The sequence below is a fragment of the Rhodanobacter sp. KK11 genome (assembly GCF_033345435.1).
Lineage (GTDB): Bacteria > Pseudomonadota > Gammaproteobacteria > Xanthomonadales > Rhodanobacteraceae > Rhodanobacter.
In genome coordinates this window covers 37,469-49,737 of sequence record NZ_JAWPMI010000002.1, presented here as the reverse complement: position 1 = coordinate 49,737, position 12,269 = coordinate 37,469, and the positions used below count along the sequence as shown (strand labels likewise).

Below are 12,269 nucleotides of genomic sequence, written 5' to 3'. Positions count from 1 at the left end.
CAGCGATGACGCCAACGATCCGTGGAAAGTGCGCTACGGCGCTGCAGCAGACGGCTGGTTGGCACGGTTCCGGCATGCCTGAGGATGGATTTGCCAAAGTCGTGAATGGCGTCGCCAAAATGAGGCTTGGCACCTGTTGTTAAACATTTGGTTTGCTGTTAAATGAAGGTTAATCTTTGTGGGCTCAGGCAGCTGTACTCTCAAGCTACCGCGAGTTTTGAAGAAACCGCATGTAACGCATTGTTTTTCAGGCCATGATGACGCTACTGACCCTGCTGCTTGCGATCCTCGCCGTGCTGTTTGCCAGCGCGGTCAGGCGCGTGCCGGCCGGGCAGGTCTACAGCCTGTATCGCCACGGCAAGCTGGTGCGCGTGCTGCAGTCGGGCACGCACCTGGTGCTGCCCGTGCTGGACCGGGTCGCGCACAAGATCGACCTGGCCGGCCAGACCCTGCGTTTCGAGGAGCCGCTGGCCGACGCGCGCGACGTGCGCGGCACGGTGTACTGGCAGGTGCTGGAGCCGGAGCGCGCCGATGCGGTGTTCGAGCAGGTCGACCAGCTGATCCGCCGCGGCGCACAGGAAGCCCTGCGCAGCGAGCCGGTTGCCGATCGCCGCGACCTCGGCGCAAAAGTGAAGCAAACCTTGAACAGCTCGTTGCGCGAGCGCGGCATGATGGTGACCCGGGTCGAGCTCGACGTGGCCTGAGTCGCAGTTCGCGTCAGGGCGTCCGAGAGCGTCCGCGTCGCAGGGGATTTGCAAGCCTTCGACCCGCTTCGGCGGGTCTTCTTTTGTCGGGATTGGCAATGCCGGCGCGGGCCGCGGATACTTTGCGTCCCCTTCCCCGAGCGAACCCATGACCACGCGTGATGCCTTGCAGTCACGGCTTGAACAAGGCATTGCCGCCCTGGGCCTGCAGTTGCCGGCCGACGCGGTGCCGCGGCTGCTCGACTATCAGGCCCTGCTCGAACGCTGGAACGCGGCCTACAACCTCACCGCGGTGCGCGACCCGGCGCAGATGGTCACCCGCCACATGCTCGATTCGCTGGCGATCCTGCCTTACGTGCAGGGCCAGACCCTGGCCGACCTCGGCACCGGCCCCGGCCTGCCCGGCATCGTGCTGGCGATCGCCGCGCCGGGGCGGGAGATCCTGCTGGTCGATTCCAACGGCAAGAAGGTGCGCTTCCTGCGCGAGGCGATCCGCACGCTGAAACTCGACGGCGTGCGCGCCGTGCAGTCACGGGCGGAAGACGTGCAAGGCCAGTTCGACTGCATCACCGCGCGCGCGTTCGCCAGCCTCGCCGACATGCTCGGCTGGGGTGGCCACCTGCTGGCGCCGGACGGCGTGTGGTTGGCGATGAAGGGCAAGTCGGTGGAAGAGGAACTGCCGGGCGTACCGCCGGGTTTCGAGTTGCGCGAGCGGCACGTCCTGCACGTGCCAGGGCTCGATGCCGAACGGCAGCTGCTGGTGCTCCGCCGCACCTGAGTCCGGCTGGCCCGCGGGCTCCTGCGGACGTGGCTCGGGCGACGATCAGCCGTCCAGCACGCCGCCGTTGCTCTCGATCACCTGCGCGTACAGCTTTGCGGTGGCCTTCGGCGTGCGCTGCTGGGTGGCGAAATCGACGTGGTACAGGCCGAAGCGCTTGGAAAAGCCGAGCGACCATTCCAGGTTGTCCAGCAGCGACCACGCGTAGTAGCCCTTGAGGTTCACGCCTGCTTCGATTGCCTGGTGCAGCGCCTTGAGGTGCCTGCGCAGGTAGTTCGTGCGCAGCGGATCTTCCAGCACCTCGGCCTCGGCCACCGGCGGGTCGTAGAACGCCGAGCCGTTTTCGGTGATGTACAGCGGGATGTCGCCGTAGCGGCCCTTGAACCAGGTCAGCGTGTCGGTCAGGCCCTGCTCGAACACTTCCCAGCCGGTCTCGGTGTAGGTCTTGTTCGGCTGGCGCACCGGCGAGGCTTTCAGCGGGTATTGGTTCGGGTCGTGTTTCACCACGGCGCGGGTGTAGTAGTTGATGCCGACGAAGTCGACTTTCTGCTTGGTCAGCTTGAAATCGTCCTGCGGGAAATCTGGCCAGGCGTCGCCGAAGATCTCCTTCAGCTCGGGCGGGTAGCTGCCGAGCAGGGCCGGGTCGGCGAACTGCTGGTTCATGTAGGCGTGCGCGCGGGCCGTGGCGGCGAGGTCCTCGGCGCTGTCCGAGTGCGGGTACTTCGGCTCGATGTTGAACACCACGCCGATCTCGTGTTTGCCGTGTGCGCGGTACGCCTGGATGCCGGCGCCGCTGGCGCGCATCAGGTTGTGTGCGGCAATCGGTGCCTCGTACTTGCTGCGGTGGCCGGGCGCGAGTGCGCCGTGCAGGTAGCCGCCGTCGGTGACCACCCACGGTTCGTTGAGCGTGGACCAGCGCGGCACGCGGTCGTCCAGCGCCTTGAACATCACCTCGGCGTACTCGGCGAACCAGTGCGCGATGTCGCGGTTGAGCCAGCCGCCGCGGTCGTCCAGCGCCGCCGGCAGGTCCCAGTGGAACAGCGTGGCGTTCGGCGCGATGCCGTTTTCCAGCAGCTCGTCGACCAGCCGCGAATAGAAATCCAGGCCCTTCGGATTGACCCGGCCGGTGCCTTCGGGCAGCACGCGCGCCCAGTTGATGCTGAAGCGGTAGCCCTGCAGACCCAGCGCCTTCATCAGCTGCACGTCTTCACGATAGCGGCGGTAGTGGTCGCAGGCGACGTCACCGGTGTCGCCGTTCACCATCATCCCCGGCGTATGCGCGAAGCGCTGCCAGATGCTGGGGCCGGCGCCGTCGGCCAGCGGCGAGCCCTCGATCTGGTAGGCCGAGGTGGCGGCACCCCAGTGGAAGCCGTCGGGAAAGCGGAAGCGGGGGGGCGTCATGAGGGTTCCTGCGATCAAAGTGCTTGATGTAAACGATTACATCGGCAGAATAGCCGAATGTTTCGCCAATGTGCAGACAGGCGCATGCTGCGGCGAAGACGGGCCGTCGTGGCCAACCCCCACTGGAGATGCCCATGGCTGTCGTACGTCTGGACCGCTTGCGCAAGGTCTACCCCAACGGCCACGTCGGCGTGGCCGACGCCAGCTTCGAGATCGCCGATGGCGAGTTGCTCGTGCTGGTGGGGCCGTCGGGCTGCGGCAAGACCACCTTGCTGCGCATGATCGCCGGGCTGGAGTCGATCAGCGGTGGCACCTTGAGCATCGACGGCCGCGTGGTCAACGCGGTGGCGCCGAAGGATCGCGACATCGCGATGGTGTTCCAGAACTACGCGCTGTACCCGCACATGACGGTGGCCGAGAACCTCGGCTTCGGCCTGAAGCTGCGCGGCCACAGGCAGGCCGACATCGACCGGCGCGTGGCCGCGGCGGCGAAGACGCTGGAACTGGAGACGCGGCTGGCTTCGCGCCCGGCCGCGCTGTCCGGCGGCCAGCGCCAGCGCGTGGCGCTGGGCCGGGCGCTGGTGCGCGATCCCAAGGTGTTCCTGCTCGACGAGCCGCTGTCCAACCTGGACGCCAAGCTGCGCCTGTCGATGCGGGTGGAGATCGCGCGGCTGCATCGCCAGCTCAAGGCCACCATGATCTACGTCACCCACGACCAGATCGAGGCGATGACCCTGGGCCAGCGCATCGTGGTGCTGGACGGCGGCGTGATCCAGCAGATCGACACGCCGATGGCCCTGTATGAAAAACCCGCCAACCTGTTCGTCGCCGGCTTCGTCGGCAGCCCGGCGATGAACCAGTTGCACGGCACTTTGCGCCGCGACCGCGGCTGGACACTGGCCACCGCCGACGGCGACATCGCACTGGGCGAGCCGGCGCAGGCGGCGGCGTGGCAACCGTGGCGCGATCGCCAGGTCGTGCTGGGCATCCGCCCGGAACACCTGCAGCCGCGGGACACCGGCGAGGCTGCGTTCAGCGCGCGGCTGGAGGTGCTCGAACCGGTCGGCAACGAGGTCTTCCTGAACCTGCGTCACGGCGATCATGCGCTGGTTTCGCGGGTGTCGCCGCGGACCCTGCCCGAGCCGGGCAGCACGCTGGCGCTGGGCCTGGCAGCCGAGCGGCTGCACCTGTTCGACGCCGCCAGCGGGGCGCGGATCGGCGCCTGAGCACGGGCAGCGCCGGGCGGGGCGAGGCATTACACTAGCCCTCTCCCGCGTACGGTAGCTATCCATCCATGGCCCGCATCATCGCTGTCGCCAACCAGAAGGGCGGCGTCGGCAAGACCACCACTGCCGTCAATCTCGCTGCTGCGCTGGCCGCCGCGAAGCGCAAGGTGTTGCTGGTCGACCTGGACCCGCAGGGCAACGCCACGATGGCCTCGGGCGTCAACAAGCGCGACATCAAGGCGAGCGGTTGCGAGGTGCTGCTGGAGGAAGTGGAGATCGCCGCGGCGATCGTGCCCACCGACGCGCACTACGACCTGCTGCCGGGCAACGGCGACCTCACCGCGGCCGAGCTGAAGCTGATGGATGCGCTGGCGCGCGAGCACCGGCTGAAGGAACAGCTGGCGAAGATCGCGCCGAACTACCACACCATCCTGATCGACTGCCCGCCGTCGCTGAACCTGCTCACGCTCAACGCGCTGACTGCGGCCGACGGCGTGCTGATTCCGGTGCAGTGCGAATACTTCGCGCTGGAAGGCCTGTCCAGTCTGCTCGACACGGTCAAGGCGGTGCGCCATCGGCTGAACCCCCGCCTTGAGATCGAGGGCTTGCTGCGCACCATGTACGACGTGCGCAACAACCTCGGCAACGAAGTCTCCGCCCAGCTCACCCAGCACTTCGGCGACAAGGTGCTGCGCTCGATCATCCCGCGCAACGTGCGCCTGGCCGAAGCGCCCAGCCACGGCCAGCCGATCCATCTGTACGATCGCAGCTCGCGTGGCGCGATCGCCTACATCGGCCTGGCCGGCGAGGTGATCCGGCGCGAGCGCGGGCTGTCGCGCGGCGCCGTGCCCGCGGTCGATCCGGTCGACGACATCGAACCGCCGCTGCCTGCGCACGGCGACAGCGGCCCGACGCTCAAGGCGCCGGCCGCCAACCACCAGGACTAAGGCATGGCTGCAGCGAAAAAACGTGGACTCGGACGCGGGCTGGACGCCCTGCTCGGCGGCGACGGCGACGCCGCACCGTCGGTGCTGGCACAGGAAGGCGAGCTGCGCACGCTGCCGATCCAGCAGATCCAGCCCGGCAAGTACCAGCCGCGGCGGCACTGGAATGACGAGGCGCTGGACGAGTTGGCCGCGTCGATCAAGGCGCAGGGCCTGATCCAACCGGTGGTGGTGCGCGAGACCGGCCGGAACAGCTACGAGCTGATCGCCGGCGAGCGCCGCTGGCGGGCCGCGCAGCGCGCGCAGATGAGCGAGATTCCGGCGCTGGTGAAGAGCGTGCCGGAGGCGGCGGTGCCGGCGATGGCGCTGATCGAGAACATCCAGCGCCAGGACCTCACCCCGCTGGAGGAGGCCGACGCGCTGAAGCGGCTGATCGACGACTTCGACCTCACCCACCAGCAGGCCGCCGACGCGGTCGGTCGCTCGCGCGCCGCGGTGTCGAACATGCTGCGGCTCACCGAGATGCCGGAGGCGATCAAGCGCCTGCTCGACGATGGCAAGCTGGAAATGGGCCACGCCCGCTGCCTGCTCACGCTGGAGGAATCCATCGCCGTGCCGCTGGCGCGCCAGGCCTCCACCCTGGGCTGGTCGGTGCGCGAGCTGGAAGAGGCTGCGCGCCGTGCGCAGACCGCGCCGAAAGGCAAGGCCAAGCACGCGCCCGCGCGCGACCCGAACGTCGCCGCGCTGGAACGCGAACTGGCCGAACGCTTCGCCACCCGCGTCGAGCTGGCCCAGGGCCGCGGCGGCCGCGGCAAGCTGGTGATCCACTACCACAGCAACGACGAGCTGGACGGCATCCTCGGCAAGCTCCGCTAGACGCGGTTTTGCTCCCTCCCCTGCAACGCAGGGGAGGGTTGGGGAGGGGTCGCTCTTGATCTTGCCTTTAAAGTCAAAAGCCCTACCCCCTCACCTGAAGGACTCCCTGCGGTCGCCAGCCTCCCCCTGCTGCGCAGGGGGAGGAGCAGTACGCGCTTTGGCATTAAACTGCGTTCCTGCTGCGTTCGGCGCGGCATCTGTCTTCGCTGAAAGGCCTCCCCATGCCGCAACTCTCCGTCGTCGTCCCCGTCTTCAACGAGCGCGACAACATTCCGCCGCTGCTGGCCGAGATCGCTGCCGCGCTGCGCGGCAAGGTCGACTACGAGGTGGTCTACGTCGACGACGATTCCAGCGACGACAGTCGCGCCGTGCTGACCGCGCAGAAGGCGCTGCACCCGGAGCTGCGCGTGCTGCACCACGTCACCCGCAGCGGGCAGAGCACGGCGGTGTGGAACGGCGTGCGCGCGGCGCGCGGCGCGTGGATCGCCACGCTGGACGGCGACGGCCAGAACGACCCGGCCGACATCCCGAAACTGCTGGCCGCGCGCGACGGTGCCGCGGCCGAGGTGAAGCTGTTCGCCGGCTGGCGCACCACCCGTCGCGACAGCTTCAACAAGCGCATCTCGTCGAAGGTCGCCAACGCGGTGCGCTCGCGCATGCTCAAGGACGCCACCCCGGACACCGGCTGCGGCCTGAAGCTGTTCGAGCGCGAGGTGTTCCTGCGCCTGCCCTACTTCGACCACATGCACCGCTACCTGCCGGCGCTGGTCAAGCGCGCCGGTTTCGCCAGCCAGAGCGTGCCGGTCGGCCACCGTCCGCGCACCGCCGGCGTGTCCAAGTACGGCATGCTGGACCGGCTGTGGGTCGGCCTGGCCGACCTGCGCGGCGTGGCCTGGCTGATGCGTCGCGGCAAGGTCACCCGGGTCGAGGAGCTCTGATCCGGATCAAGCTGCGCGGTTCCGACCGTCGTATGCTGGGAGTCTTTCTTCCGGGAGACCGCCCATGAGCATCGCCGTCAAGCGTGTCTACGAGCCGGCCGCGAAGGCCGACGGCTACCGCGTGCTGATCGACCGGTTGTGGCCGCGTGGACTGAAGAAGGAGGCGGTGCCGCTGGATCTGTGGGCGAAGGAACTGGCGCCCTCGACCGCCCTGCGCCAGTGGTTCGGCCACGACCCGGCACGCTGGGACGGATTCCGTCATCGCTATGCCGGCGAGCTGGATGCGCTGGCCGAGCACTGGCAGCCGCTGGCCGAGCGGGCCGCGCGGCATCACGTCACCCTGCTCTTCGGCGCCCGCGACGAAGAGCACAACAATGCAGTGGCGCTGAAGGCGTATCTGGAGAACTGGCTGCATTCGCACGGTCCGCGTTGACGCGCACCGCTCAGGCCTCGCGCTGCGGCGTGCCGGCACGCGGCCAGTTCGCCAGTGTCGCGCGCGCCTGCGCGCGACCCAGCTCGATCAGTTCGCGCGCACGGTAGAACTCGTAGGCCAGCGCCATGTTGTGCGGCAGCTGGATCAGCAGGTCCGGCGCGTACGCGGCCAGGCGCAGGCGCGACAGGTTCGCCTGCATCAGGTCCATCGCCTGGGTCAGCAGCTCGAGCGTGCCCGGCTCGCGCGGACGACTTTCGCCGCGCGGGATGACCCGGCCGATGAACTCGCCGATGCGATGACGGTAACCGTTCTGCGCGATCGTAGGCTGGGCCGGCGGTTCCGGCGGCGTGGCCGTCACCGCCGGGCCGTCCACGCTGACCGCGATCAGGTAGTCGGCGCTCTCGCGGATCAGCGGGGTCACCGGCAGTGGATTGAGCAGGGCGCCGTCGACCAGCCGGCGGCCGTCGATGGTGTGCGGGCGGAACACGGTGGGGATCGCGATCGAGGCGCGGATCGCGTCGAACAGGCCGCCGCGGCTCAGCCACACCTCGCGGCCGCGCTCGAGGTCGGTGGCCACCGCGGTGAACGCCAGCGGCAGCTCCTCGATCCGCACGTCGCCGACCAGCCCGCGCATGGTCTCGATGATCTTCTCGCCCTTGATCAGGCCGCCGCCGGAGAAGCTCCAGTCGACCAGCTTGAGCACGTCGAGCTTGGCCAGTGCGCAGACCCAGTCGCGATACACGTCGAGCTTGCCCGCCGCATGGATGCCGCCGATCAGCGCGCCCATCGAGCTGCCCGCGATTGCCACGATCGCGTAGCCCTGCGCCTCGATCTCCTCGATCACGCCGATGTGCGCCAGCCCTTTCGCGCCGCCGGCGCCCAGTGCCAGCGCCACGGTCGGCTTGCGTGCGACGGGCGCGGCGTCGGCCACCGGCGCCCGCTCAGCGCGGCTGCTGCTGGTAGCTGCCCAGCGCCAGCTGCAGCAGGATCTTCATCTCCTCGCGCAGCGACAGCGGTGCCACCACCTCCGCGTCCGGGCCGTACTTGAGCACGTCCATCAGCAGCTCCTTCGAGTTGGAGTACGGCAGCTTCAGCTCGTAGCGGCCGTCCGCCAGCCACTCGCCCTTCTGCTGCGAGTGCCAGTGCTCGTCGGCGACCCAGCGCGCGGCGTGCTGCGAGAAGCGGATGGTCGCCCACGCCTTCGGCTTGCCGGCGAAGATGCCGTAGCTGGAGGCGAGCAGTTCGTTGAGTTCGGCATCGGCGACGTCGGTGGCGGGGGTGTCCAGCGCCTGTGCGTCGGCGATGCGGTCGACCGCGAAGCTGCGCAGCGCGTGGCGGTCGTGATCCCACACGTCGAGGTACCAGTTGTCGCGGTAGTGGGTCAGCCGCTGCGGCGACACCGTGCGGCGGCTGTCCGCGTTGGTGGTGCGTGCGCGGTAGCGGAAGCGCAGTTGCTTGCGCTCCAGCACTGCACCGGCGACGATGCGGAACACCTGCTGGTCCAGCTTGCGCTCGCCCCACGGAATCACCCGGATCCGCTCGATCGGCAGCGTCTTGCCGTTGTCGTGGCTGGACAGCAGACCCTCGATGCGCGACTTGAACGGCGCCAGCGCGCCGGCCAGCACGCCGGGGCCGGAGCGGCCGATCAGCTCGTTCAGCGCCAGCAACGCGGCCAGTTCGTCGGAAGTCAGCCACAGCCCGGGCAGTTCGAACTTCTCGCCCTCGCCGGCCTCGTAGCGGAACGCGGCCTGGTCAGTGCCGGCGCTCTCGACCGGCGCGCCCAGCGCATCGCGCAGGAACGCCACGTCGCGGTACAGCGTGGCGCGCGAGCACTCCAGCTCGCCGAGCAGGCGCGACAACGGAATCGGGTAGTGCGCCGACTTCAGCAGCCGGTGCAGGGTCAGTATGCGTTCGTAGCGATCCATGGGGGCGTCGGCATATCGTGGGGAAGAGGCTTTGTGTAGCATGGCGGCGGCCCGTGGCGGTCGCAAGTCGACGCCACGCCCGCTCCCGACGCTCATCGGACGTCTTCATGCCGCTGACCCGCGAATTGCCCGAGGACGCCCTGCCCGATGCCGTTGTCGCCGGCGCGCAACCGTCGGGCTATGCGGAGATCCTGCTGCGGGTGCTGGCGATCAGCGGCTACGGCCTGTGGATCTGGCTCGGCATGGCGCTGGCGCTGGGGATGGAGCAAATCGGCCGCTGCGGCATGCGCATGCCGCTGCTCCTCGGCACCGCGCTGGTCGGCGCCGGCCTGCTGCTGGTCCAGCTGCGGCCGTCCGCCACGACCGACTGGTACGGTTGGCAACCCGAATACCACCGCTGGCCCCGGCGCGCGGTGCTGATGGCGCTGGTGACCTTCCTGCCGGTGTTGCTGGTGATCATCCTCGGCGACGGCCACGGCCATGTCCCGGCGATGCGTCTGGCTGGCGTGGCACTGATGCTGTGCAGCCTGGTCAGTCTGGTCTATACCGCCTATCGCTATCGCCGCCGCCTGTCGCCCGGGCTGCAGCGGGTGTCGTCGTCGCTGCCGGTGAGCCGGCTGGTCACCGCCTGGTACGGCGGCGGGCTGTGGCTGTGGCTGTGCACGATGGCGCAGGGCGGGCCGGAGTCGCCGCACCGCGCGTACCCGTGGGTCCTGCTGCTGCTGGCACTGGCCCTGCTGCTGGGCTTGCTCGAGGGCATGCGCTGGCAATTGCTGGGCTTGCCGCACGGTGCGGGTGGCGACATGGAGGCGCACCCCGTGCCGCCGGCACGCTTCGTGGCGGCGATCCTCATCTATGTGCTGCCATGCGTCGCGCTGCTGCTGACCGAACGTTACGGCGGCAGCCTGCCGGCCGCGGCGGTGGCGGTGGCCAGCTGCCTGCTCGGCAAGATGCTGGAGCAACGCGTCTACGAGACGGCCCTGGCGGGCGGGCTGGCGGCCGCCGGCTGAAGTGGTGCGGATGGCGTGGCGGCGCCGTTCATGGCAAATTCAAGCCGTCCCGTTAAGGTAGCGCCCTTACCTTTGTTTAACGATTGGACCGTCCCCGATGAAAAAGACCTTGATCGCCGGCCTGCTGCTGGCCGCCTTCGCGAGCTTCGCTGCCCAGGCCCAGGATGCCGACACCAACCCGGCCAGCAACGGCGGCTGGACCGGCTCGGGCGAATTCGGTTTTGCCTCGTCCACCGGCAACTCGCGTGCCGAGAACGTCAACGCCAAGCTCGGCTTGAGCCAGGAAAACGAGCAGTGGAAGAACAACTTCTTCCTCGACGGCCTGCGCTCGAAGAGCCAGCAGACCGTGGTCGACACCAACGGCAACACCCTGAAGCAGTTCAACACCACCGCCAACCGCTATGACGGCGGCGCCTCGGTCGGCCTCAAGCTCGACCCGCGCAGCTACATCGTGGGCGCGGCCCGCTACGAGCACGACGACTTCGGCGCGAACCTGTGGCAGGGCATCGTCTCGCTCGGTTACGGCTACATCGCGCTGAAGGACGGTCGCAACGAGCTGTCGTTCGAAATCGGTCCCGGTTACAAGCGTTACCGCCCGGCCGACGTCGATGTCGTGGTCAACGGCGTGGTGGAGCACCAGCGCCAGCCGACCGAAAGCGAAATGGTCGCCCGCGGTCTGGCCAACTACAAGTACAAGCTCACCGAGAACACCGCGTTCGAGGACACCTTCCTGATGGAAGCGGGCTCGAAGAACACCTACCTGCAGAACGACGCCGGCGTGGCGGTCAGCATGACCCGCAAGCTGGCACTGAAGGTCGGCTTCCAGGTGCGCCACAACAGCGACGTGCTGCCGGGCATCAAGAAGACCGACACGCTGACCACCACCAATCTGGTCTACAGCTTCTGAGTTCGAGCGTCACCGGTACGCAAACGGCCCCGTCGCGCGAGCGGCGGGGCCGTTTGTTCTTGTAGGGCGGGCACCGCCCGCCGCTCTTGCCATGCAACGCGAAAGGCGGCGGGCCGTGCCCGCCCTACCGAGCCCGCTGTTCTTCGCGCGGTCACCGTTCCAGCAAGTCGCCCGCACCCTGCGCCAGCAGGTCCGCCGCCACCTGCCGGCCCAGCGCGATCGCCTGGTCGCTGGGGCCGCTGGCCTCGGCGTGCAGCAGCCGCCCGCTGGCGGCGTCGCCGACGATGCCGCGCAGGTGCAGGCCGCGTTCGCCCAGCATGCACCAGGCGCCGACCGGCACCGTGCAGCTGCCGCCCAGCGCCTGGTTCATCGCGCGCTCGGCGCTGACGGCGAGCCGGGTGTCGGCGTCGTCCAGCGCGGCCAGCAACGCCAGCACGCCGGCCTGGCCCTCGCGCGCCTCGATCGCGATCGCCGCCTGGCCCGGCGCCGGCAGCCACGCCGGCGCGGCCAGCCGCGAGCGGATGCGCGCAGCCAGGCCCAGCCGCTCCAGCCCGGCGCAGGCCAGCACGATCGCGTCGTAGGCGCCGGCGTCGAGCTTGCCCAGCCGGGTGCCGACGTTGCCGCGCAGGTCGAGCAGCACCAGGTCCGGCCGCAACGCGCGCAACTGCGCCTGCCGCCGCAGCGACGAGGTGCCCACCCGCGCGCCTTGCGGCAGCGCGTCGAGATTGTCGTAGTGGTTGCTGACGAACGCATCGGCGGCGTCCGCCCGCGGCAGGATCGCCGGCAGCACGAAGCCCGGCTCCAGCTGCGCCGGCACGTCCTTCAGCGAATGCACGGCAAGCTCGGCGCGGCCTTCCAGCATCGCCACCTCCAGCTCCTTCAGGAACAGCCCCTTGCCGCCGATGGTGGCCAGCGGCTGGTCGAGGATCTCGTCGCCGCGGGTGGACAGCGGCACCAGTTCCACCGCCAGCCCCGGGTGCGTGGCGCGCAGCCGCGCGGCGACGTGTTCGGCCTGCCACAGCGCGAGCGCGCTCTTGCGGGTGGCGATGCGCAGGGTGGAAGGGTTCATCGGGGCTCCGCGACGTTCGACAGGCGCACATTGTCGCGTAGTTTGCGCGCGGCGGTAA

General features: G+C 69.0%; 13 protein-coding genes. 9 read left to right on the top strand and 4 right to left on the bottom strand.

The features are described 5' to 3' along the window. Window positions 1-254: 254 nt before the first annotated feature. Entirely contained in the window at window positions 255-704 is a 450-nt protein-coding gene (locus tag R5H19_RS06650; protein WP_318158207.1) for an SPFH domain-containing protein, read from the top strand. A gap of 148 nt (window positions 705-852) precedes the next feature. Further along, on the top strand, window positions 853-1,482 hold the full coding sequence (gene rsmG / locus R5H19_RS06645) for a 16S rRNA (guanine(527)-N(7))-methyltransferase RsmG (RefSeq protein WP_318158206.1): 630 nt from the start codon (window positions 853-855) through the stop codon (window positions 1,480-1,482). Between the two features lie 45 nt (window positions 1,483-1,527). On the opposite strand, the gene R5H19_RS06640 is transcribed toward rsmG, so the two are convergent. Beyond that, window positions 1,528-2,883 (bottom strand): GH1 family beta-glucosidase, encoded by a 1,356-nt coding sequence (locus R5H19_RS06640; RefSeq protein ID WP_318158205.1) that lies wholly within the window; start codon window positions 2,881-2,883, stop codon window positions 1,528-1,530. A 134-nt stretch (window positions 2,884-3,017) separates the two neighbouring features. Here R5H19_RS06640 and ugpC point away from each other — a divergent pair, with 134 nt between their 5' ends. From ugpC to R5H19_RS06615, 5 genes are all read left to right on the top strand, one after another. Beyond that, the gene (ugpC, locus tag R5H19_RS06635) at window positions 3,018-4,109 is read left to right on the top strand and encodes a sn-glycerol-3-phosphate ABC transporter ATP-binding protein UgpC (RefSeq protein ID WP_318158204.1); all 1,092 of its coding nucleotides are present in this window, start codon (window positions 3,018-3,020) and stop codon (window positions 4,107-4,109) included. 68 nt (window positions 4,110-4,177) lie between these two features. Continuing rightward, complete coding sequence (locus R5H19_RS06630) at window positions 4,178-5,056, top strand: ParA family protein (RefSeq protein WP_318158203.1); 879 nt, start codon at window positions 4,178-4,180, stop codon at window positions 5,054-5,056. Window positions 5,057-5,059: 3 nt separating this feature from the next. Then, on the top strand, window positions 5,060-5,929 hold the full coding sequence (locus R5H19_RS06625; protein ID WP_318158202.1) for a ParB/RepB/Spo0J family partition protein: 870 nt from the start codon (window positions 5,060-5,062) through the stop codon (window positions 5,927-5,929). Between the two features lie 221 nt (window positions 5,930-6,150). Next, complete coding sequence (locus R5H19_RS06620) at window positions 6,151-6,867, top strand: glycosyltransferase (RefSeq protein ID WP_318158201.1); 717 nt, start codon at window positions 6,151-6,153, stop codon at window positions 6,865-6,867. A gap of 64 nt (window positions 6,868-6,931) precedes the next feature. After that, window positions 6,932-7,300 (top strand): DUF488 domain-containing protein, encoded by a 369-nt coding sequence (locus R5H19_RS06615; RefSeq protein ID WP_318158200.1) that lies wholly within the window; start codon window positions 6,932-6,934, stop codon window positions 7,298-7,300. Between the two features lie 10 nt (window positions 7,301-7,310). Here the strand turns inward: R5H19_RS06615 and R5H19_RS06610 are convergent, their stop codons facing one another. Next, on the bottom strand, window positions 7,311-8,231 hold the full coding sequence (locus R5H19_RS06610) for a patatin-like phospholipase family protein (protein ID WP_318158199.1): 921 nt from the start codon (window positions 8,229-8,231) through the stop codon (window positions 7,311-7,313). Window positions 8,232-8,241: 10 nt separating this feature from the next. Then, window positions 8,242-9,225: a YafY family protein gene (locus tag R5H19_RS06605; RefSeq protein WP_318158198.1), complete on the bottom strand. Its 984-nt coding sequence runs from the start codon at window positions 9,223-9,225 to the stop codon at window positions 8,242-8,244. A 107-nt stretch (window positions 9,226-9,332) separates the two neighbouring features. On the opposite strand from R5H19_RS06605, the gene R5H19_RS06600 reads away from it, so the two are divergent. Both R5H19_RS06600 and R5H19_RS06595 read left to right on the top strand, forming a co-directional pair. Next, entirely contained in the window at window positions 9,333-10,235 is a 903-nt protein-coding gene (locus tag R5H19_RS06600) for a hypothetical protein (protein WP_318158197.1), read from the top strand. Window positions 10,236-10,332: 97 nt separating this feature from the next. Beyond that, window positions 10,333-11,142 carry a DUF481 domain-containing protein gene (locus R5H19_RS06595; protein WP_318158196.1) on the top strand — a complete coding sequence of 270 codons (810 nt, stop codon included), beginning with the start codon at window positions 10,333-10,335 and terminating at the stop codon, window positions 11,140-11,142. A gap of 151 nt (window positions 11,143-11,293) precedes the next feature. On the opposite strand, the gene hemC is transcribed toward R5H19_RS06595, so the two are convergent. Beyond that, the gene (hemC, locus tag R5H19_RS06590; protein ID WP_318158195.1) at window positions 11,294-12,211 is read right to left on the bottom strand and encodes a hydroxymethylbilane synthase; all 918 of its coding nucleotides are present in this window, start codon (window positions 12,209-12,211) and stop codon (window positions 11,294-11,296) included. Between the last annotated feature and the right edge of the window lie 58 nt (window positions 12,212-12,269).